Source organism: Chitinophaga varians (assembly GCF_014529945.1).
Classification (GTDB): Bacteria; Bacteroidota; Bacteroidia; order Chitinophagales; family Chitinophagaceae; genus Chitinophaga; species Chitinophaga varians.
In genome coordinates this window covers 1020938-1045707 of record NZ_JACVFB010000002.1, presented here as the reverse complement: position 1 = coordinate 1045707, position 24770 = coordinate 1020938, and the positions used below count along the sequence as shown (strand labels likewise).

The following is a 24770-nucleotide window of genomic DNA, read 5'->3' as shown; positions in this document are numbered from 1 at the left end:
GGGTTCCCGGTATTCTCTTTCCTATACCAGTCAGATTTTGGTTTTAAAAGTGATATACAGCAGCAAACAGTACATTTGCTGTGACTCCGGTGGGCGTTCCACCTGATTTATTAAAAATGTCCACCGACGCTTTATCTACCCTGAACTCCGGTATGATGGTCAGGTTTCCTGCCTTATAATTGAGCGATAAGGTGCCCGCCACTACACTGCCTCCGCCCGGTACGGCGCCAAATACTTTCACGCCGTCTTTATCACTGAAATATTCCCCGCGGAGCGTAAGTCCCACTTTGTGGGTGAAGTCGCAATTCACATACAGCGCAGAACCCCACCAGTTGGCACTACTGCGGTCCTCTTTAGGCGCACGGGTGTTCATATAAGTGCTGTAGGTACCGTTGTAACCCAGTCCCAGTACATTATTTACCTGATAGGTGGCCACCACATCTACCTGATGGTTTTGCACGCCCAGCGTATCTTTCCCTTCGAGGTAGTTGAGATAAAGTTTGATGGGCGTTTCGGCCGGGGCAAAGCCCAGCTGTGCGCCTATATATTTATGACTGTTTAAGGTGACTGATTTGAGATCGGTAGGATTAAACACGCCTACCATCGCGCTCAGGGAAGAACTGAGGGTGATATCTGCTTTTACCCCGGTATTAAAAAACGGGCCGTAGCTAAACATATAACTCATGCTATAGTTCCGGTTCTGGTAAGCATCTACCAGTTCATATCCTACGTGGGTAGCGTAACTACCCAGGCTCAGCTTTACTTTCTCTGTCAGCTGATAGGATACATATAATTGTTTGATGGCCATTGACAAGCCGTTTGACGGTGACGGCGGTTCATTATAGGAAAATTCACCAGCCCTTTTTCCAAAGCCGAGATCGGCCACTATGCTACCTTTTTTAAATCCGTGCTCCACTTTGAGCGAAACCATTCCCAATTCAAATGAGTTGTGGGAGTTGGTGAAACTGGTTTTATTATCGGTATAATTACCGTTCAGGTTATATTTATAATAGACGTCCGCAGAACCTGAAATCTTGAATGCCGGTGCCGGCAGGGTGTCAGAAGATTGAGACCAGGCAACAAGGGTGTTACCCATAACAAATAAGGTCGTTAGCATTCGTTTCATGTACTTATAGTTTGGTTGATAAAAATGGTAAGTAATGATGCGGCCTTCTCCTGCGGATTGTTTTGGGGATGTGCGTGCGTGCTAATGCTACATAGTTAGGAATGGATAATTAAGAAAGCGTTTCACTATTTACAGCATGCTATCTCATTAATTATCCATTCCAGATCTTTCAAACGGATATTATCTATACGTCTTAATAAAATTGATAAAGGTCAGAATCGAACTCAAAGAACTTACTATCACGGAGGGTCATGACTGGTGGCACTTTTCAGGAGTGCACCAGTTCTTCTTCTTTGAGTGAGCCGTTGTCGGTAACACTCAGCATGGCAGGATGATAGTGTTCATTGTGTTGGGTAACGTCCAGGCCAAGCGCTTCTTCATCTTCAGAAACCCGCAGTGGATGAATGAAGTTGATCAGTTTGAAGATGCCATAAGACACGGTGAAGCTGTAAGCCACCACCAGCAACAGTCCCAGTACCTGGTTTTTGAACAGCTCAAAGTTGCCATACAGCCAGCCATCGTTGCCGCCCGGGTTCATCGCTTTGGTAGCAAAGATGCCGGTCAACAGCATGCCTACCATACCACCGAGACCATGACAGGGGAATACGTCGAGAGTATCGTCGATACTGGTTTTTGATTTCCAGTGAACTGCCATATTAGAAACGATAGCAGCAATAAAGCCGATGAATATACTTTGTGGGATAGCAACATAACCAGCAGCAGGTGTAATGGCCACCAGACCTACTACAGCGCCGATGCAGAAGCCGAGGGCTGACGGTTTTCTGCCACGGATCACGTCAAAGAACACCCAGGAGAGACCAGCAGCAGCAGTAGCCGTATTGGTAGTGGCAAAAGCCGTAGCCGCCAGCGCATTAGCACCCAGTGCAGAACCGGCGTTGAAGCCGAACCAGCCAAACCACAGCAGACCGGTGCCTAACAGTACAAAGGGAATATTAGCCGGTTGCAGTTCTTTCTTTTCAATGTGGTCCTTTCTGCGTTTCAGTACCAGCGCACCTGCCAGGGCAGCGCAACCCGCAGAGATATGCACCACCGTGCCACCTGCAAAGTCCAGTACGCCCAGCTTAAAGAGAATGCCATCCGGATGCCAGGTCCAGTGTGCAATAGGAGCATATACCAGGATGCTGAACAGCACCATGAAGAGTACATAAGAAGTAAAACGGATTCTTTCTGCCACAGCACCGACCACCAGCGCAGGTGTGATGATAGCGAACTTCATCTGGAAGAGCGCAAACAACAGCAGCGGAATAGTGGGGGCCAGGCTCCAGGGCTCACCGGAACCAACATGGTTAAACATGAAGAAGGTGGAAGGAGAACCGATGATACCATGATAAGATTTACCAAATGCCAGACTAAATCCAACCACTACCCATACCACACTGATCAATCCGGTGGCTATAAAGCTCTGCATCATGGTAGATATCACGTTTTTCCGGTTTACCATTCCTCCATAGAAAAAGGAGAGGCCGGGCGTCATCAAAAATACCAGGGAAGATGCTACCAGAATCCAGGCGATATCAGCCGTATTATATTTGCTGACATCTGAAAAATTAGGGAGAGCTGGAATAAAAATTCCAATTACTGCTATTACCGCCAGAAAAATAAAGGGGAGGTAGTCTTGGAATGAACTTTTCTTCATAGCATTTGATTTTTAAATTTCTTAAATAAAAGTAGATGTGAAATTTAAAACATCAAATAGAATGGACTAAAAATAGAATTATTTGAATAATCGCTATGATAATTAGGATTAAGTCAATTATATAACATTTAATAATAATATTAATCTTTCATTTCAATACTAAGCAAGGTATTTTGCAATCGATATCATAAATACAACAGTATAATAATCAAGTAATTATAAATCAACAGAAGTCACTTAAGATTTTTTCAATAAAATCAGGAAGAGGCGTTACTGTAATCCGGGATAACCTATTGTAGGTAACTGTATATCAATTTTATACATATTTATAATATATCACTGAATCTTAAATTCTTCAGTGATATATTATAAATAATTCTATATAATGTTTATGAAAGAGGAGGTGGATTATTGTTTCATATCCTGTAATTCGCGCTCCATGGCAAACATCTGATCGCGTAAACGGGCAGCCTCCATAAAATCGAGGTCTTTTGCCGCCTTTTCCATATCCTTCTTCACCTTCTGGATAGCCTTTTCCATCTGCGGGATCGTTTTGGCCGAAGCGGTCGTTTCCTTCGCTAACTGCACAGCATCTTCTGCCACCAGCGACACATCATGTACCGCATAAGGGGAGGACTCGTCGAAATGCTTGATTTCCAGCACAGAGGTTTGTCCCAATATCTGCTCCTTGCTCTTACGTACCGTCCTCGGCGTAATATTATGCTCCACATTATAAGCCGCCTGCTTTTCCCGGCGACGAGAGGTCTCGTCAATCGTCCGCTGCATACTATCGGTTATATGATCGGCATAGAAAATCACCAGTCCGTCTACGTTACGGGCCGCACGGCCGGCCGTCTGCGTCAGCGAACGCTCATCACGCAGGAAGCCTTCCTTATCGGCGTCCAGAATAGCGACCAGCGACACCTCCGGAAGGTCAAGTCCTTCCCTGAGCAGGTTCACACCCACCAGCACATCGATATTGCCCAGGCGCAGGTCACGCAGGATCTCAATACGCTCCAGCGTGTCCACCTCGGAGTGGATGTAACGCGACTTAATATTGATACGTCCCAGGTATTTATCCATCTCTTCGGCCATCCGCTTGGTCAAGGTGGTTACCAGCACACGATCGCCTTTCAGCACTCTCTTATCTATTTCATCCAGCAGATCATCTACCTGGTTCACACTGGGCCTTATTTCAATAGGCGGCTCCAGCAGGCCGGTAGGACGAACCACCTGTTCCACCACAATACCTTCTGTTTTCTTCAGCTCATAGTCACCCGGGGTAGCGCTCACAAAGATGGCCTGGTTCACCATGTTCTCAAACTCATAGAAATTGAGCGGCCGGTTGTCCATGGCGGAGGGCAGCCGGAAGCCGAACTCCACGAGGTTCAGTTTACGGGACCTGTCGCCGCCATACATACCGCCTATCTGGGGAATGGTCACGTGACTCTCATCGATCACCAGCAGGAAGTCTTTCGGGAAATAGTCCATCAGGCAGAATGGGCGGGTACCAGGCTTACGACGGTCCAGAAAACGGGAGTAGTTCTCAATACCGCTGCAATAGCCCAGTTCACGGATCATTTCCACATCATAGTTCACCCTTTCGGACAGACGTTGCGCTTCTATCAGTTTCCCGTTGGCTTTGAAGTATTCTACCTGTGCATGCAGTTCATCCTGTATTTCGTAGATCACCTGCTGCATGATATCTTTCGGCGCGAGGTACAGATTGGCGGGGAAAATAGCCGCATTGTCCATGGTGCCGATACGTTTTCCGTTCTGCACATCGAAGCTTTCTATCTCCTCAATCTCATCACCAAAGAAGGTAATACGATAGCCGTAATCCACGTAAGGCAGGTTGATATCCACGGTATCGCCCTGTACGCGGAAATTACCTCGGTTAAAATCACCGGTAGTGCGGCTATACAGGGAATTCACCAGTCCATGCAGGAAGGCATTCCGGCTAAAGGTCTGTCCCTGATGGATCCGGATAATCCCGTTTTCATATTCGGTGGGGTTACCCATACCGTAAATACAGGAAACGCTGGCCACCACGATAATATCGCGGCGCCCGGAAAGCAGGTTGGACGTAGCCCTCAGTCGGAGCTTATCCAATTCTTCATTAATGGCGAGGTCCTTTTCGATATAGGTATCGCTCACCGGCATATATGCTTCAGGCTGGTAATAATCATAGTAGGACACAAAGTATTCCACGGCATTCTCCGGGAAAAACTGTTTGAGTTCTCCGTATAACTGGGCAACAAGTGTTTTGTTGTGGGTCAGCACCAGGGTAGGGCGCTGTACATTCTGAATAACGTTGGCCACTGTAAAGGTTTTCCCCGATCCGGTCACCCCTAATAGTGTCTGATATTGTTCACCCTCCTGTACTCCTTCCGTCAATTGTCTGATGGCTTCCGGCTGATCACCAGCGGGAGCATAAGGCGCATGTATCTTAAATGGCATATTGAAAATTTCATTTGAGCAGTATGTAAAAATACTAAAATGACGCGTGCCAAAGTGTTAAAAAAAAGAGCTTTACTTTTGCCCTTTCAATCACTGACTTACTCATGAGAAAAAAGATTCTGACAGGCCTGATTCTGGCCTTTTTATTCCCTTTAGCCAGCTTTGCCTGGGGGCCTAACGGGCACCGCATTGTAGCAGAGATTGCATGGCAGCACCTGACTCCACAGGCTAAAAAAGCCGTTGCCAACATCCTGGGGCGCCAAAGCCTGCCTATGATCGCTAACTGGCCGGATTTCATCAAGTCCGATACCACGCACCAGTACGACCATACCAACAAATGGCACTACCTCGATTTCCCGGCCGGTGCCAGCCGCGCGGAATTTGACAGCCTCCTGAAGGCCGCCACAGATGAAAACCTGTACACCGAAACACAGGCTATGATCCGTGACCTGAAAAACAAACAACTGGCCAAAGAAAAGAAACTCTTCTCCCTGACATTCCTCGTACACCTGATGGGCGACATGCACCAGCCGTTGCACGTTGGCCGTGATGAAGACATGGGTGGCAATAAAATCAATGTGATGTGGTTCAATCAGCCGTCCAACCTGCACCGGGTATGGGACGAGCACCTGATCGATTTTCAGCAGCTCAGCTATACGGAATACACGAAAGCGATCGACATTGCTACGCCTGCGCGCGTGAAAGCCCTGCAGAGCGGCACCATCGCCGACTGGATGTTCGAATCTCATCAGCTGGCGGATAAAGTGTATGGCTACACCAAACCTGACGCCAAACTCAGCTATCGCTACAACTACGTGTTTGTGGAAGACCTGAACACCCAGCTTTTGAAAGGAGGCCTCCGCCTCGCGACCATTTTGAATGGCATTTTTAAATAATTACGAATTACAAATTACGAATTGAGGGCTTCCTTATAGAAAAGTTACCAAATAACCGCTCTATAAGGAAGCCCTCAATTCGTAATTCCTACTTCGTAATTTGTAATTCTATACCAGGTCGATATCAAAGTTAACCAGCTGAACAAACTGCTCCAGACGGGCATTCAGTTCCTCGTGTGACACTTCTTTCAGACGGGAAGTACCAAATTTCTCCACGCAGAAGGAAGCCATGGCAGAGCCAACGATGATCGCGGTCTTCATGTTCTCAAAGGAGATATCACGGGTCTTGGCCAGGTAACCGATAAAGCCACCTGCAAAGGTGTCGCCGGCGCCGGTGGGGTCGTATACCTCGTCCAGCGGCATGGCAGGAGCGAAGAACACGTGGTTTTCGTGGAAAAGCAGCGCACCGTGCTCGCCTTTTTTGATGATCAGGTAACGAGGACCCATCGTCAGGATCTTTTTGGCTGCTTTCACCAGAGAGTATTCACCGCTCAGCTGACGGGCTTCGCTGTCGTTCACCATCAGCAGGTCTACTTTCTTCAGCACTTTCAGCAGATCGTCCATGGCTACTTCCATCCAGAAGTTCATGGTGTCCATCACGATCAGCTTAGGACGAACAGTCAGCTGGTCGATCACGCTCATCTGTACCTGCGGCGTGAGGTTGCCGAGGATGAGGAATTCGCTGCCCTGATAGCTTTCAGGGATAACCGGGTTGAAGTCTGCCAATACGTTCAGGTCAGTCACCAGCGAGTCGCGGGTGTTCATGTCCATGTGGTATTTACCGGACCAGTAGAAGGATTTTTCGCCTTTCTTCACCTGTACTCCGTCTAATGCCACACCTCTGGCAGTCAGCGCGTCCAGCTCAGTCTGTGGGAAATCTTCCCCCACCACGGAAACCTGGTTAACCGGTTGTACAAAATTAGAAGCAGCCCATGCGATATAAGTGGCGGAACCGCCAATGATTTTTCCTGATTTACCAAAGGGCGTTTCAATTTCATCAAACGCCATTGTGCCTACGACTGTAAGAGCCATGTTACTTTCCTGAAGTTTATTAGTTTAAAATTTAATACAAAACCAGGCAAAGGTAACATCTTCCTGAGAAAGCAAAAAGGGTTAAATCTTTACTACTTTCCAGGTACCGCGGCGGAATAACAGTACTCCCGCTACAGCCATCATGGACTCTGCGATGGCGATGGCCCAGAAAACGCCCTGCGGGCCCCAATGGAGCCATATCGACAGAGAGTAGGCCAACGGCACCTGAAACATCCACAAAGCCACCAAATTGATCAGGGTAGGCGTACGGGTATCACCGGCACCATTAAACGATTGGGTAATCACCATCCCATAGGCATAAAACACGTATCCGAGGCTCATCAGGCGCAGACACTGCACGCCATAAGTGATCACATCTGCCTCCGGCGTGAATAGCCTGATGATCACCGGCGCCCCCATCAGGAAGATGAGGCCTACTACGCCCAGGAAGACCATATTCAGGAATGCTGCGCGCCACACTGACTTTTCAGCCCTGTCTGGCTGTTGAGCGCCTAAATTCTGGCCTACCAGTGCCGCCGCCGCATTCGCCATCCCCCAGGCCGGCAGGATCGTAAAGATCACCACCCGGATGGCAATGGTATATCCCGCTACGGCGTCTTTGCCGAAATAGGAAATGATCCTTACCAGAAATATCCAGCTGGCAGAGGCGATCAGCATTTGTGCCGTACTGCCTGCAGCCAGCTTCAAAATAGACGTGATCGTGTTCCAGGCGGGCGACAGCTGCTGTTTTGTAATACGGATCAGGTCTTTTCCCCGTATCAGGTGATATACCTGGTAACACACGCCGGTACCGCGACCAATGAAGGTGGCCAACGCAGCGCCCTGCAATCCCATTGCAGGTACCGGGCCCCAACCGTTGATCAGCAAAGGGCACAGCACAATATTCAGACCGTTGGCAAGCCACAACGACCGCATGGCCAAAGCGGCATCACCGGCGCCCCGGAAAATACCATTGATCAGAAACAATAATACAATCACCAGATTACCGGTCAACAATATTTTCGTATAACCGGTACCGTAATCAGCGACTTCTACAGAGGCGCCCATCAACAATAAAATATGACGGGAGAAAACGAATCCAACGATACTGATCACCACCGACAGTACCAACGCCACATACAGCGCCTGCATGGCGGCATGGGCGGCTTCTTCATGGTTCTTTTCACCGGTCCGGCGCGCCACCACCGCAGTAGCTGCCATACTCAATCCCATCGCCAGCGTATATACCAGCGTCAATACAGATTCCGTTAACCCAACAGTAGTAATGGCATTCACTCCCAGATGGCTGACAAAGAAAATGTCTACTACTGCAAACAACGATTCCATGGCCATCTCCAGTACCATGGGAATAGCCAATAAAAATATTGCCCGGTTGATACTACCGGTTGTAAACTCTTTTTCTGTTCCGGCAACAGCGATACGAAACAGTTCAAAAAAGTGAACTACACGCACCTGTGCCTGTTTAAAGAAAGGCATGTCCAATATGTTAAAAATGTAAACTCAGCGCCTGCTGGCAGGCACCATTAAGATTCTAAAGCGGGGAATGATAAACGTGGAAGGTCCGCGTTTAAATTAGTCTTTCATATGCTATCAATTTTACATCATCAGGATGTAAAACAAAAGTAGCCGTTTTTTTGAAAAGTCCCAATTTCAGCATTACAAGAAAACATGGGTTACAACTTGCACTTGACATATTTAAAAAAAATCCACATCATAAAACCCAATACAGGCAATTCTTTCACCGCATACATGCGAAATCGCCCGATTTTTTTTTGTGCAGTGGATGTAACATTTATTACTGCCTTCCGTTTAATATCGCAGTAGGCAGCGCGCGCTGAACCTTTTAAGGAAACCAAATAACAATAAGGAAACCGAAAGTCAACTTAACCAATTTAACGTTCGTAAAACAAACACCATGTTTATGCTTCATCAACACGCTCTCAAAGTGGGAGTCGTAGCTGCTACTGTATTGGGCATAGCCTTCACCGCCTGCAACAAGGACGACAATCCTCCAGCACCACCTTCACCACGCAACACCGTATTCGAGTTACGGGGTACCGGCACGGATGCTGCCAGAGTAATAGGCAACATCACCGTGTATGAAAATGCTGACAGTTCTGTTAATGTAACTTTAGCACTGGGTAAAAACAAGAAAGACACCGTGCATCAGGTATATTTCATTGGTGGTAATTACACCACCCCCACAACTGATACGCTGAAAACCGTTGACGCAAAAGGCAACGGCGGTATGCTGATGGTGGAACTGTTCAAAGATGTAAAGAAAGTCACCGTACGGCAGGCTGCCGGTGCTACCAAAGAAATACCTTTCAAATACGACGACGCCGTTGCCTATGCAGGCTATCTCAAGGTGATGCACAGTCGTTTCTCCACAGATACGCTGGCGATCGGCAACTTTGGAAAGTCTAAATAACTTATACCACTTAAAACTGTTCCGGTATAGTGTGATGAAAAGAAATAGCCGGCATTACGCCGGCTATTCTCCTGTTTTTTATTAGGATATGGAAAAGTAATCCGGGACAGGTCCCGCTTACTTTTGTGCTATTGTGATGGCTGATTTTCATTCGCGTTATTGGTCAGCACCGGCATCTGTTTACGCAGTACCTTAAACTCTGTACGTCTGTTTTTCTGACGACCTTCCGGATTATCTTTATGGTTAGGCAGTGAGTTCGGTGCAATAGGACGAGACTTGCCATATCCTTTTGCGATCAACCGCTGAGAAGAAACACCTCTGCTGATCAGGTAGTCCACACAGGATTGCGCACGGGACTGAGACAGCTTCTGGTTAAATTTATCAGACCCCACGCTGTCTGTATGTGCAGACATTTCAATCATCAGTTTAGGATTATCGTTCAACATATCCACCACGGTATCCAGTACAATTTTAGATTCAGGCCGCAGGGTCGCTTTACCAAAATCATAGTAGATATTGTTCAGGACAATTGGTTTCTCCACTTCATAGTGCTTGAGACAGAGGGTAGGATTATCGAGAGAATCCACTTTATTGAGCTCATCTGATTTAAAATAGAGGCTCTTGGTAAAGTAGTTTTCTTTCTCTGCAATGATTTTATAATAACGCTGTGGGTCTACTTCAAAGGAGTAACGACCGGTAGCGTCGAGCGTTATTTTACTCAGTGTTTTCTGTCTTACTGTATCCAGGAGGGTAATGGTAGCCCCTGCCAACGGCTGATGGGTATCACAGTCCACAATCAGGCCACCGGCCATTTTCCGGACTCTTTTGATACTGAACACTTCGAGGCAGCAAACGGATTCGCGGTCAGAACTGATGAATCCTTCTGCAAACGGGTGTGCGTTGTCCATCGCAGAATAATAGATATCATCTTTGGGAGAGTTCAATGGTTTACCCATATTCACCGGTGTCGACCAGGAACCGAAATCACCTTCACTTTGGAAGAAATCCAGTCCACCGAGGCCCACACGGCCATCGGAGCTAAACACCAGTACATTTTTCTCTGCATCATAAAAAGGCGCCTGCTCTTCATCTTTGGTGTTGATAGTAGTTCCCATATTACGGGCATTACCGGGAGCATTGCTGTTCATGACACAGTACCAGATATCGTATTTACCCATACCACCGGGCCTGTTGGAGGAAAACAGCAGGTACCTGCCATCAGCGGTGATATAAGGCTGCATGGAGTTGTAACCATCCATATTGATATTGTCGCCCATTTTCTGTGGCTCTGACCATGTCCCATTTTGTTTTGTACTGAGGTAGATGGCAGCTTGTTTCACCCCATCTTTTACTGACCAGCGGGTCATATACATGGAGTTACCATCGGGGGAGATAGAAGAAACGCCCTGGTCATATCCTTTGGCCACGGGGATATTTAGTTTTTGACTGCTGCTAAAATCACTGCCGGTACCGCTGGCAGTATAGAGGTCATTTACATAAGGTGTGCCTTTTCTGTCCTTCTTCTTTTCAGTAGTTTGTTTGGTCGGCAGCGGAGGTGTTTCTGCGCGGGAAGAAGTAAACATCAGGGTATTGGGGCCCATCACCACAGGCGCATAATTGGCGCCGCCTTCATTCACATTACCAGACAGTTTGGAGATGGTGTATCGGGGTTGCTTACTGGCTTCGCTCAAAGCGAATTCACAGTTAGCGATTTCCAGTGGCACACGGGTAGAGAGTTCATCTGCGCCGGTATAGCTGGTCTTAAATTCGTTGAACTGTTTCAGTGCCTCCTCAAATTTCCCATTGGCTCTCAGGCATACGCCGTACCAGTATTTGGCTTGCAGATATTGGGGGTTATTGAATCCTACCACCTGGGAATACCAGGTTTCGGCGTTTCCAAAATCATGGTAAAGCCGATAGGATTCTGCCAGCCGGGACACAACCTGTTGATAGTCTTTAAACTTACCACTGGGAGGAGCTGCGTTGGCGATGGCATAAGGCAATATCTGTTCTGGTTTCACTTTGAAAGTGCCCAGGGCTTTATTGTAATACTGTGCTGCCGAATAATAGTCCTTGGCGTTGTAATATACGTCTGCCGTATGTTTGAAATCAACTACGTATTGCGCCTGTATCGAATTAATCAGCCCTGCAAAAATTACCAGTACAAGAAGTGTAATTTTTTTCATGAAGGTTCTAATTCTATGGTCTGGAGAAATAATGTATCCACTTCTGTTATATATCCACTTGTGTGACGTTACCCTTATAATCTGGGGCAGATGAAGTATTCTTCATTCAGCACCCTTCTTTTCCTGCTGATAAAGGACAGCGATATTTCAAAGCTCTGGCTACCGTTGACAAGGCGGCGCATATTTGAGGTGTTGGCGTCATAGCTAAGGCCGAGGACAAATCCTTTGAAATGGAAGCCGGCAAAAGGAATGACTGCATCGTTAAAACGGTAGTTACCACCTACGAGGAAATCGAAATCGGGGTTTACCAGCAGTTGAGCGTACATACCGGCTACTACTTCTTCGGCGTTGCCCTGGCGCATATAAAGACCGGTAGGGGTGAGGCTTACCGTTTCGTTGAGTTTTATTTTGGTACCGCCATGTACGAGGTAACGTACCGGCAGTTTCTTTTCTTCACCCGAGCTGGCGAAAGGATCTTTCGGCCCGGTGAGGTGTGCTGCTGCAAACCCTACGAAGGGATTGAGCATATGATTAGGATTGCCATCGAAGAACATGGCGCCGGCGCCCGCATCAAATACAGTAGAAGATGTGGTGGTCACATTTTCGCCGTTGGCGATGCTGGGATCAAATCCGATGGTCGGCTTATACTGGCTACCTGTCTGGAACTTGGCAGGATCTACCCGGCGGTTGATAATACCGCCCTGGATGCCGAATACGATCTGGCTGGTTTTAGTCTGGCCAAACCGTACACCAGTGTAAGACACACTGGCCATGGCATTGAAGAAGTTATATCCGGCATCGCCGGCAGACATATTAAGGACATTGAGGCCTACCCCAATATTTTTATCTGTGGCAGCATCCACGGAAACGCCGGCAGTAGAGAAGGGTTTTCCATAGTTTGCCCATTGGTTGCGGTAATTTCCTGAAATTCTGTAATCTCCGTCAATTACGCCTGTCAATGCCGGGTTTAACCAGAGCGGATAGGCATAATACTGGGAAAAGTGCGGGTCTACCTGTGCAAAAGACTGCCAGGGCAACAAACTGCTCCACAAAAGTACTGCAACAATTAAGATCCTTTTCATAGGAACATTTTTTACTTGTTCAAAATTGGCCGGGGTGCAAACCGGTGCCTGGCATGCACCCCGGCTAGTTCTTTATTTTTTTGTCTACGGGTTTCTGTTCCTGTCGCTATCTCATGAGCGTAACGTTACCTTTCTTCGTAATCACCTGTCCATCCTGCATAGTCGCTTTCACGATGTATACGTATACGCCTACCGGTTGTTTCTGTCCGCTCATGGTACCATCCCATCCCTGACGTTGGTCTTTGGAGGTGAATACCAGCTGACCCCATTGGTTGTACACTCTGAATTCGAGTTGCGCGATAGCAGTTCCGTACACATACAACACATCGTTTATACCGTCACCGTTCGGGCTGAACAGGTTTGGAACGAAGATGTTGTTGCCTTGCGGGTTGGACGTTGTGCAAGTGAGCGTACCCAATCCGCTGGTTTCACAATCGCTGGCGCCGATAGCTCTTACGCCGAAGTTCAGGGTCTGGTTAGGCTGCAGGTTGTTCACGGTGTGTGAAGTACCGCTTGGGCCTGTGCTTGGAGCGCTGAAGGTAGCACCACCATCGAGGGTCACTTCGTAGCGTACTGCACCCGGAACAGCGTTCCAAGTGAAGGTGACGCTGGTAGCAGTGATATTGCTGAATGCCACATGCGGTGCGGCGAGCGGTTGCAGCATGCTGACGATCACCGCTGTTCTTGCACCGATGCCTACACAACCACCGGTGGGGCTTACCGCTTCCACATAGAAGGTAGTGGTAGTGTTCAGCGCTGGTGTGGTGTACACCGGACCGGTAAACACTGGTGTACCGCCGGTAGGCAATGTGTACCAGTTGAAGGTGACACCCGCCGTTGTTGAACTGGCTGTCAGCGTGGCTGTTTTACCCGGGCAGATACCATTTTCGTTGCCGGTAACTGTCGGTGCAGCCGGAGCATTGATCAGCTGAACGCTCACAGCAGCGCGGGTTGCACTTGGACAGCCGGTAGCATTCACGGCTTCCACATAGTACATCGCGTTAGCGGTCACCGGTGGCGTTGTAAAGCTGCTGCCGGTTGATATCGCTGTTCCGCCGGTTGCGGTAGTATACCATTTATAAGTGAGTGCTGCATTCGGGCTTTGTACACTCAGCACTACGGTCTGGCTCAGACAAGTCTGGAGTGTTGCATTCGCCACTACCGGTACTGCCGGTGCTGCATTGACAGTGACATTCACTGCTGTTCTGCTGGCGCTTACACAGCCACCGCTGGTAGCAGCTTCGAGGTAGTAAGTCGCATTACCGGTTGGTGTGATGCTGTAGTTAGCACCGGTGAATACTGGTGTACCGCCGGTAGCTTGCGTGTACCATTTGTAGATCACGCCTGCCACACTGTTCTTCACTGCCAGGGTCACGGTCTGACCAGCGCAGGTTGTTACAGGATCGGCCAGCGGAGCGTCGATGGTAGTGATCACGGTCGCTGTCACACTCACGCTGGAGCTTGCGCAGCCGTTATTATTCACCGCTACCACATAGAAGGAAGTGGTATTGGTCAACGCACCGGTAGTAAAGCCTGGACCGCTGCCCAGTAATGTTCCATTGGTCGGCGCATCGTACCAGTTGTAGGTCAATGCCGGATCCGGGTTCTGGATGGTAAAGGTTGCGGTACCACCGATGCAGATGGTGAGGTTATTGGCCGCTACGGTCGGCATAGCCGGTGCCGGATCTACGTTCACCACAACCGCGGTCCTGGTGGCGCTGGAGCAGCCGGTGCCTATATTGGCCTGTACATAGTAGGTAGTAGTGTTGCTTACCGCTGGTATGTTATATACCTCACCGGTAAAGAGCAGGGTACCACCTGTTGGAGCATCATACCATTGATAGATGAATCCTGGCTGAGCATTCTTCACGGATACTGTTACACCGGTGCCTGCGCAGGTCCTGAGACTGGTAGCTGTTACTTCCGGAGCAGCAGGAGCGGAGGTCACTGTTACAGTGGCTTTTACTCTTGCAGAAGGATTACCACACAACATCGGATCACCTACGGCTTCCACATAGAAGTCGGTAGAGTTGGTGAGCGGCAGGGTGGTGTAAACCGGTCCGGAGAAGACTGGCGTACCGCCTGTTGGTACAGTGTACCAGTTATACGTGATATTGTTTACAGGAGAGATCACACGCAATGTTGCAGTAGATCCTGTGCAGATAGTCAGTGCATTGGATTCGAGTACCGGTGTCGGAGCGGTGCCTACGCTGACAGTCACTTTAGCTCTTACCGCGCTGGTGCAGGTACCGTTGCTGGCTTCAGCATAGAAGTCGGTCGTTACATTCAGCGGGTTAGTAGTATAAGTATTGCCGGTGCCGAGCAGCGTACCGCCGGTGGAGGCGTCATACCATTTGTAGGTAACGCCCGCTACAGGGTTCTGGATGCTGAGGGTTACGGAACCACCTGCGCAGACATTGAGCGAAGTAGCGGCAATCGTCGGAGTGGCAGGCGCCGGGTTCACGGTTACCGGTATCGCGGTCCTTGGGCCAGGGCATCCGCCACAAGACCTTGGACAGCCGCCGCCGATCACACCTCTCACATAATAGGTGGTGGTGCTGTCTGCATTGAAGGTGTAGCTGACGCCGGTAAATACCAGGTTGCCTACCGCATCGTTCCACTGGTAGTTTACACCAGGCTGCGGGTTCTGCACGGTCAGTGTGACACTGGAGCCGGTGCAGGTGTTGACAGCTGCCGGTATTACCACTGGTGCCGGCGGAGCAGTCACTACGTTCACGGTACCGGCTACACGGGCAGATGGTGCGCCGCACTTGGTAGGATCACCCACTGCTTCCACATAGTATGTTGTAGTAGAAGTCAGCGGCGGCGTTACGAATACCGTTCCGGTAAAGATCGGTGTACCGCCTGTTGGTGTGGTGTACCAGTTATAGGTAAGCGCGTTGTCCGGGTTGAGGATCATCAACGTGCCTGGTGTATTCTGACACGCAGTCACATTGCTGGATACCAGTACCGGTGTCGGAGCGGTACCTACGCCGATGGATATTTTAACGCGGGCAGTATCTGTACAGCTACCGGCAGATGCTTCCACATAGAAGTCTGTGGACACTGTCAGGTTTCTCACGATATATACCGGTCCGGTGAAGAGAGCGGTACCTCCGGTGGCCACGTTGTACCAGCGGTAAGTAAGGGTATTCACCGGATTCTGTACGGAGAGGACTACGGAGTCACCTGCACAGATATTGGTATTGGAAGCAGTCACTGTCGGTGTTTGCAGGCTGGTGATGTTTACATTCACCGCTTTTGCTGTACCGGCTGCGTTAGCGCAGCTGTTGCTTCCTTCTACGGTTACATAGTAGGTAGTATTGGCCGTGATCAGCGGTGTGGTGTAGGATGGGCCGGTGAACAGCAATGTTTGCAGGCTGGCATCCTGGTACCATTTGAATACCGGGTTGGTCACGGTAGTGGTGGTAGCTGTCAGCGTAACGGTTGTCTTCGCACATGCGGTGGTATCATTGAGGATGATATCTGCCGCAGTAGAGCGTTTGTTAACGGTTACATGTGCCGCTTTCAGATCGCCGGCAGCGTTTTCACAGTTGCCTGCGCTGCTCACGCTCACGTAGTAGGTGTAGTTACCTGGTGCGAGGCCTGTGACAGACAGGACACCGGTGGCGCTGACACCTTGTGTGATCGGACCGGTCTTATCCGGATTAGCGTACCATTTGAATACCGGGTTCACCACGGTAGCGGATGTCGGTGTCAGTACAGCGGTATCACCGGCGCAGATGGTTTGATCTGTCACGTTGATATCGGCTGCGGTAGAGGCGGTGGTCACCATCAGGGTGATGACTGCGCGTGCACCGGCATTTGCACAGTTGTTGCCGTTTACGGCTTCTACATAGAATTTATAAGTACCTACGCCGAGGTTGGCCGGAGTAGTGTAGGTATTGGTATTGGAGGCCAGTTTGGCGCCGCCGGTAGCAGCATCATACCAGTTGAAGTTCACGCCGGGCACTGCATTTACGCTGAGTGTAACCGGCGTATTCACGCAGGTGGTCACGCTGTCTTTGGTGGCAACCGGAGTAGCCGGTGTACCGTACACGGTTACTGTTGCCGGCAGGGAAGCCGCGCCGCTACAGTTGTTCCGCATCGCTCTTACTGTGTAAGTGTAAATACCGGAATCGAGGGTCGGCGGTGTCACGTAGGCGATGCTGTCGAGCAGGTGGTTACCATGGCTGTCGTACCAGCTGTAGGTAATACCAGCGGCAGGGTTCACCACGTTGATGGTAGCCTGCTGACCTTTACAGATATTGGCGTTGGCCACCTGCACGGTCGGCTGAACGATCGCACGTTGTGCGTAGTTGAAGCCTACTTCTGTGAGGGCGCCCACAATACCTGATTTCAGTTTCACTTCCACACCCGTAAATGGTTGGGTGGGTACGAAGGACAGCAATGCGCTTCTGCCGCCACTGAGCAGGTTGATATTAACGAGCGGGTTGGACACCAGTACGGAGTCGCCTGCTGTATTACCATTGTAGGATGTCAGTTGCAGACTTGCCAGTACGGCGGCAGAGAGCACCTGGCTTGGGTTGGTGACCATTACTTTCACTGTATCACCCGGAGTGGAGACACCGTTGAAGTAAGCTCTTTCCCAAACGGAAGCATTCAGTACGCCGAGGTCTATAACGAGGGAAGAGTAAGTATTAGCGCTGTTGTCAACGGCCAGTTGCGGGTTGTACACGTTGCCCAGCACCAGGAGGCCGGAACCGCCGATGGTGAAGGAACTTGCGCCTTCGCAAGGCACAGGGTCCTGTCTGTCGGAGATGGTGACAGCAGTTACCGGTACTCTTGCAGAAGTACAGGAGCCGGCGCCCGGTACGGCAGCTACTACCCAATAGGTAACGGTACCGATGGTAGCGGATGCCGGTGCAGCATACTGCGCACCTTTAAACAGGGTGTCTGTGCTGGTCTGTGTAGCGAACCAGTAGAATTGTGCATTCGCTGTGGAAGCAGATGCCGTGAATACCGGTTGCTGGTTGACTACCACGGTGTCAGGATTCGGTGTTACCGTCGGATCAGGCAGTGATGCTGCGGTGCTCACGTTAACAGCCGTTCTGGTAGCAGAGATCGTATTACAGCTATCGTTTACAGCTTCTACATAGTAAGTCGCAGCCGCTGTTACATTGACAACTTTATAGGTAAATCCGCTGTCTGTGTTCAGTTTGGTACCACCGGCAGGCACATTATACCAGTTATAGGAGTAGCCGGCCAGCGGGTTAGTGATAGCCAGTACCGCGTCTGAACCCGGACAAACTTTCACATCATTGGATTGTACGGTCGGTGCAGCAGGAGCAGCGGCCACTTTCACATCTACTTTAGTTCTTGCTGTGCTGGCGCAACCATTCCGGTAAGCTTCCACAAAGAAGCTGGTATCTGCGGTGAGCGCACCGGTAGTCAGGGAAGTACCATCTTTACCGGTCAGGTAAGTACCGTTGAAAGTATACCAGCGGTAAGTGACGCCTGCAGCCGAGTTCTGTACGTTGAGTGTAGCGGTGTTGCCGGAGCAAACAGCCACCTGAGATGCCTGTACAGTTGGTTTGGCCAGTGCACGCTGTGCATAGTTGAAGCCTATTTCTGTAAGGGCGCCCACGATGCCGGATTTCAGTTTCACCTGTATGGCATCAAACGGATGGGCCGGCACAAATTCGGCGATAGCCTGTGTACCATTGTTCAGCAGACGGAGGTTCACCAGCGGATCGCTGACGATCACGGAGTCCTGCGGAGCATTACCATTATAAGTGGTCAGCTGAACGCCACCCAGCAGGGAAGCAGACAATATCACACCCGGATCGGAGAGCAGTACTCTTACAGTATCACCAGGAGCGGAGAGACCGTTGAAGCCTGCTTTCTCCCATACCTCTGCATTCAGTACACCGAGGTTGATCACGAGAGAAGCTGCTGTGCTGGCGTCATTATCTACTGCCAGTTGCGGGTTGTATACGTTACCCAGTATCAGGAGGCCGCTGCCACCGATAGTTTGGGTAGTGGCGCCTTCGCAAGGCACTGGTGTTGGAGTAGTAAACTGTCCGTACACCACTACTACCGGCACGCGGATAGAGGAGCAGGATCCATTGATGGATGCTTTCACCCAATAAGTCACGGTGCCTGGTGTATTCTGGGTAGGCGGTGCGTAAGTCGGACCGGTAAACAGGCTGTCGTTGCCAGCCTGGCTGCCATACCAGGTGAATGTCACGTTAGCGGCATTGGAGCTGGCTTTCAGTACGGCTTGTGTGCCGATGTTTACAGAATCCGGATTAGGTGTTACCACCGGTGCACTCAGTGCAGCAGAGATCACGATGTGGAATGCCTGTCTTGGAGAAACAGCACCACAAGCGCTCATCGCTTCTACATAGAAAGTAGTGTCCTTAGTGATATTCGGTACGTTGAATATGTATCCGCTGTCGGTATTCAGTTTAGTACCGCCAGTGGCCACGTTGTACCAGTTATAGGTAAGCTGGTTATTCGGATTAGATACCGCCAGGGCTGCGCTGGTTCCCGGACAGAGATTGAGGGTCTGATCGGTGCCAGGCACAACAGGAGCCGGAGACACAGTAACGGTTACGGGTACACGATCAGGGTTCGCGCAATTATTAGCGCCTACCACCTGCACGTAGTAAGTAACCTTGCCTGGTGTTCTCAGGGTATCGGTAGTATAAGTATTCTGGCTGCTCAATACTGTGGTGCTGGTAGAATCAGCATACCAGCGTACGGTAGTACCGGCCGCAGGTGTCACTGACAGGGTCGCTTTCTGGTTCACGCATACGGTATCGCCGGTGCCGCTGATAGTCGGGTTCGGATACAGGACACGTGCGCCATAGATGTCAATGGCGTTGAGCAGATTGAGCGTACCTGTGAGTTTCACTTCCACGCGGTCGTAAGTGGTGGTAGCGCCTACAGTAGCATTGAACTGCTGGCCGTTCAGCAGACGCAGGGTCAGCAGGTTAGCCAGGGTGTCTGCTTTCACCGCAGTAGCACCATTATATTGTGTGATCACGATGCCGGCAAACAGGCTTACATCGGCCAGACCACCCGGAGCTGCCATTGTCAGGCGGATGCTGTCGCCTGCGGCTCCCGGATTCGGGAAGATGAGCTGTTGGAAGACGGAGCCACCGAGTAAGCCTACCGGTACACTCAGGCGGGTGAAGTTGGTTTTAGAGCTATCGATGTCGTTGGTCGGGTCCTGCACGGAGCAGAGTACGCAACCAAGCGTAGTACCGGAAACCTGGCTGGTGGGTACATTACAATCCGGAGAAGGAATAACCGGACCAGTCACTACCACGTCTACACGTACCCGTGCAGAAGAGCAGGCGCCCGGAACGCTTACAGCAGCGAAGTAGCTGTAAGTGCCAGGGTTATTAAACGGACCTACCACAAAGCTGGTACCAGTACCGGCGATAGTGGTGGTCGTAGAATCTGCGTACCAGTTGATCACTGCACCCGGAACAGGTGAAGCGGTCAGTGTTGCCTGTTGGCCGGTTGCCACCACCACAGTGCCGGTTACTACCGGTGTAGCAGGAGCATTCACTACACTTACTACTGCCGCTTTCAATGCGCCGGCAGCGTTTTCACAGCGACCAACACCGCTCACAGCTACGTAATAAGTATAGTTGCCCAGTGCCAGACCAGTAATGGTGAGGTTGCCCACGCTATCAAGTGCATAGTGTACCGCACCTTCTGTCAGGCCATTGGTGATCGCTGTTGTTTTATTAGCGTCTTTATACCAGGTGAATACCGGGTTGGTGATAGTGGAAGAAGTAGGTTTCAGCATGGCAGCGCTGCTCACGCAACTGCGGGTGGTATCTGCCAGGTTGATGTCTGCCGCAGTAGCCAGCGGGTTCACTACTGCGCTCACGGCTATACGATCAGGGTTAGCGCAATTGTTAGCGCCTACCACCTGTACGTAGTAGGTAACCTTACCTGGTGTTCTCAGGGTATCGGTAGTATACGTATTCTGGCTGCTTAATACCGTAGTGCTGGTAGAATCAGCGTACCAGCGTACGGTAGTACCGGCCGCAGGTGTCACTGACAGTGTCGCTTTCTGGTTCACGCATACAGTATCACCGGTACCGCTGATAGTCGGGTTCGGATACAGGATACGTGCGCCATAAATATCCAGGGAGGTGATCAGATTGGCGAGACCAGTGAGTTTCACTTCCACGCGGTCATAAGTGCCGGTAGCACTTACGGTGGCATTGAATTGCTGGCCGCTCAGCAAGCGCAGGGTCAGCAGGTCAGCCAGCGTGTCTGCTTTCACCGCAGTTGCACCATTATATTGTGTGATCACAACGCCACCCAGCAAGCTTACATCTGCCAGACCGCCCGGAGCTGCCATTGTCAGGCGGATGCTGTCGCCTGCGGCTCCCGGATTCGGGAAGATGAGTTGTTGGAACACGGAGCCACCGAGTAAACCTACCGGCATACTCAGCGTCGTGAAGTTGGTAGTAGAGCTGTCGATGTCATTGGTTGGATTCTGCACGGAGCAGAGTACGCAACCAAGCGTGGTACCGGAAACCTGGCTGGTGGGTACATTACAATCCGGAGAAGGAATAACCGGACCAGTCACTACCACGTCTACACGTACCCGTGCAGAAGAGCAGGCGCCCGGAACGCTTACGGCCGCGAAGTAGCTGTAAGTGCCAGGGTTATTAAACGGACCTACCACGAAGCTGGTACCGGTGCCGGCGATGGTGGTGGTCGTAGAATCTGCGTACCAGTTGATCACCGCACCCGGAACAGGTGAAGCAGTGAGCGTTGCCTGTTGGCCGGTTGCCACTACCACGGTGCCTGTCACCACTGGTGAAGCCGGGGCGTTGACGATTTTCACCACGGCAGGTTTAAGTGCACCTGCGGCGTTTTCGCAACGGTTAGTACCGCTAACGGCTACATAATAAGTATAATTGCCCAGTGCCAGACCAGTAATGGTGAGGTTACCTACGCTATCCAAAGCAAAGTGTACTGCACCTTCTGTCAGGCCATTGGTGATCGCAGTTGTTTTATTGGCGTCCTTATACCAGGTGAATACCGGATTGGTAACAGTAGTCGATGTTGGTTTCAGTACAGCAGTATTGCTAACGCAGCCGAGGGTGGTATCGGCCAGGTTGACATCTGCTGCGGTGGCCAGTGCATTCACTGTCACGACAACGGGTATACGATCCGGGTTAGCGCAGCCGTTGGTACCTATCACCTGCGCCCAGTAAGTAATGGTGCCGGGGGTATTGAGTACCGGTGTCGTATAAGGATTCGGGCCTAAAGCGGTGGTAGTGGTGGAGTCAGCATACCACTGCACACTGGTACCCGGCGCCGGTGTAGCATTGAGGGTAGCAGTGGAACCAACGCAGGCTTGTACATTACGTACCAGTGCGGTTGGGTTCGGGCTGATGATGCGGGCACCATATATATTCACTGCGTTCAGCAGGTTCAGGGTGCCGGTCATTTTCACTTCTACACGGTCAAATGCAGCAGTAGCAGGGATGGTTATATAAGCCCTGGTACTGGTGAGCAGTGTGAGGTGAAGGAGGCTTGTAAGGGTGTCCCTTGTTACAGGAGTCGTTCCATTAGCTACCGTGAGCACCACGCCACCTAACAGAGACACGTCAGCAAGGCCGCCGGGGAATTCCAGATCAAACCGCACACTGTCTGTTCCTGCGCCTGGCTGCGGGAAGATGAGCTGTTGGAAAGCAGCGCCACCCAGCAGGCCAACCGGAACGTTCAGTTGTGAGAAGTTATTCGGATTGCCATCCACCGCATTGTCCGGGTTGTTCACCGCACAGAGTATACAGCCCAGGGTAGTACCCCATGCTGTGGTGGTAGGTGCGTTACAGGAAGTAGGTGTACCCGGGGTGGTGATGGTAACGTCTACCCGGATTCTTGCAGAAGAGCAGCCACCAGGGAGACGAACGCCAACAAAATAAGTATGTACGCCTGGTGTAGCGAACGGACCTACGTTAAAGTTTGGACCGGTAGCTATGGGCGCCAGTGTGGTATCAGTGTACCATTCGATGGTGCCAGCCGGAGCAGATGCTGTTAAGGTAATTGTTTGACCGGTATTGCCAGACACGCCGGTAGCTGTTACCGGAGGTACGGGGCTTGTACCTACAGTAACAGTAGCGGCGGCGAGTGCGCCGGCCTGATTTTCACAATGGGTGCTGTCAGTGATACTTACATAGAAAGTAGTAGACGGAGCAGTGAGCCCTGTGATCGTCAGTTTGCCAGCAGCATCGATAGCGTAGCTGATGGGTCCTTCCACCAGACCATTGGTGATCTGGGTAGTTTTATTAATGTCTTTATACCATTTGAATGTAGGGGTACCGGAAGGGTTGGTAGCAGTAGGGGTAATGGTGGCGACATTTGCACAGACTGCCGTAGTAGGCGGCACTGTGATGTCGGCAGCAGTAGCGTAGTTATTAACCAGGACAGTCACCAGGGCTTTAGCTGATTCAGAAGCGGAACATGTTTTCAGCATGGCAGACACATAATACCGGAAAGAGCCGGCCGTAGTGGCTGGTGCCTGGAAGCTGGAGCCGGTACCTACCACGGTGGTCTGGGTAGAATCGTACCAGGTATAGTTATAATTAACATTGTCAGGATTGCTTACACTCAGTGTGACAGGCGTACCCAGACAGGTGGTTTTAACAACACTTCCACCAGTTGTGGTGGGTGAGGGGCTAAACCGTTGAATTTCGTTCACATTCAATGTGGCCAGTCCACTGACGACCGCGCCAAATCGGACTTGTATATGGTCAAATACTCCCGAGGAAGCGAACGTCAGGGTTTGCGGTCCCGACGCGCCCGAGAGCAGGTCAATTTTAAGTAAGGCGCTACTGCCATTCAGCGAGTCTACCACGGTGCCCTGATTGTAGGTAACGATGGTGATGGCATTCAGCAATTGGGCGCTCAACAATGCGCCGGCATTGGAAGTAACGATACGAACAGAATCGCCGGCTTTGGAAAGTCCGGGATATACCGCAGTTATTTGCGCATAACTATTGGTCAAGGTAGTACCTACCGCAGAAAACATCTGGGCGAAACTATTGACGTTGCCGTCCACTGCGTTATCCACACCGGAGACGGAGCCGACACCAGCCAGTGTTCCGTTGATACCGTACAATACATCAATAGGAGTATTACAGTTAATAGTACCGGTAGCCGGTTTATTATAATATGCAGCGTAGACATTTACATCGACCAGTGCAGAAAGGAGGTCTGCGCGGATGGAGACACGTACTCTGTCGTACGCAACACCTGGTGCGGGGACAAATATTTCTGCCTGGTTGCCACTGGCGAGGAGGTTAAGCAATGCATTCGAAATGGGGGCGGGTGACCCTACCGCGGTGGTGCCGTTATAGGCCTGCACGGTGATGGAGCCAGCCAGTGCGAGTGACAAGGCACTTCCTGCGCCAATTTTCACTACTGCCGGGGTAGAGGCCGTGGGTAGCTGACCTGCGGGGAAGATCAGGTTTTGGGAGATGGTTACCTGCCCAAGCAGCGACACCACTACCGGCGCGTTTATCTGTGAAGAAGTCTTCAGGAAATTACCGGTGACATCAATAGCGCTGTCGGGGTTGGTGACACCGCAGGCGAGACACACACCAATGCCGGTAATGTCTACGTTATTAGACTGGCTGTTCGCATATACGCGCTGGGTCTGTGTTTGCGCCATTGCCGGCTGTGCTATCATCCCAAATGCCATCAACAGTAACAGCAGGTTTCCCAATAAGCGGGTATGCCTTTTGAAGAATAGTAACACGGGCGTGTTCAAGGCACTTTTTGCCCAGGATTGGGTGATAGGGGCAGCAATAAAAGGGCAATTAGGAGTAGTGTTTGAATGCATAGCACCAGATATTAAAATAAAACGATATTCA

The 24770-nt window shown here is 50.5% G+C and carries 10 protein-coding genes; 2 read left to right on the top strand and 8 right to left on the bottom strand.

Translation table 11 applies throughout. The annotated features are described in order from the left end of the window. Nucleotides 1–43: 43 nt before the first annotated feature. The 3 genes from ICL55_RS12100 to uvrB form a co-directional block, all read right to left on the bottom strand. Nucleotides 44–1126 (bottom strand): porin, encoded by a 1083-nt coding sequence (locus ICL55_RS12100; protein ID WP_188097359.1) that lies wholly within the window; start codon nucleotides 1124–1126, stop codon nucleotides 44–46. Nucleotides 1127–1394: 268 nt separating this feature from the next. After that, nucleotides 1395–2783, bottom strand: coding sequence for an ammonium transporter (locus ICL55_RS12095; RefSeq protein WP_188097356.1), 1389 nt, complete (start codon nucleotides 2781–2783; stop codon nucleotides 1395–1397). A 408-nt stretch (nucleotides 2784–3191) separates the two neighbouring features. Then, complete coding sequence (uvrB, locus tag ICL55_RS12090) at nucleotides 3192–5243, bottom strand: excinuclease ABC subunit UvrB (protein WP_188097354.1); 2052 nt, start codon at nucleotides 5241–5243, stop codon at nucleotides 3192–3194. 104 nt (nucleotides 5244–5347) lie between these two features. Between uvrB and ICL55_RS12085 the strand changes: the two genes are divergently transcribed. After that, nucleotides 5348–6139 (top strand): S1/P1 nuclease, encoded by a 792-nt coding sequence (locus ICL55_RS12085; RefSeq protein ID WP_246496224.1) that lies wholly within the window; start codon nucleotides 5348–5350, stop codon nucleotides 6137–6139. A 108-nt stretch (nucleotides 6140–6247) separates the two neighbouring features. Here the strand turns inward: ICL55_RS12085 and ICL55_RS12080 are convergent, their stop codons facing one another. After that, nucleotides 6248–7171 (bottom strand): PfkB family carbohydrate kinase, encoded by a 924-nt coding sequence (locus ICL55_RS12080; protein ID WP_188097352.1) that lies wholly within the window; start codon nucleotides 7169–7171, stop codon nucleotides 6248–6250. 81 nt (nucleotides 7172–7252) lie between these two features. After that, the gene (locus ICL55_RS12075) at nucleotides 7253–8668 is read right to left on the bottom strand and encodes an MATE family efflux transporter (RefSeq protein WP_188097349.1); all 1416 of its coding nucleotides are present in this window, start codon (nucleotides 8666–8668) and stop codon (nucleotides 7253–7255) included. Between the two features lie 439 nt (nucleotides 8669–9107). On the opposite strand from ICL55_RS12075, the gene ICL55_RS12070 reads away from it, so the two are divergent. Then, entirely contained in the window at nucleotides 9108–9623 is a 516-nt protein-coding gene (locus ICL55_RS12070; RefSeq protein ID WP_188097347.1) for a hypothetical protein, read from the top strand. A gap of 128 nt (nucleotides 9624–9751) precedes the next feature. Here ICL55_RS12070 and ICL55_RS12065 read toward each other — a convergent pair whose 3' ends face one another. The 3 genes from ICL55_RS12065 to ICL55_RS12055 form a co-directional block, all read right to left on the bottom strand. Then, entirely contained in the window at nucleotides 9752–11809 is a 2058-nt protein-coding gene (locus ICL55_RS12065; protein WP_188097346.1) for an OmpA family protein, read from the bottom strand. A gap of 74 nt (nucleotides 11810–11883) precedes the next feature. Continuing rightward, nucleotides 11884–12891 carry a PorP/SprF family type IX secretion system membrane protein gene (locus ICL55_RS12060; RefSeq protein WP_188097345.1) on the bottom strand — a complete coding sequence of 336 codons (1008 nt, stop codon included), beginning with the start codon at nucleotides 12889–12891 and terminating at the stop codon, nucleotides 11884–11886. Between the two features lie 106 nt (nucleotides 12892–12997). Further along, nucleotides 12998–24739, bottom strand: a complete 11742-nt coding sequence (locus ICL55_RS12055; protein ID WP_188097344.1) for an Ig-like domain-containing protein — start codon at nucleotides 24737–24739, stop codon at nucleotides 12998–13000. Between the last annotated feature and the right edge of the window lie 31 nt (nucleotides 24740–24770).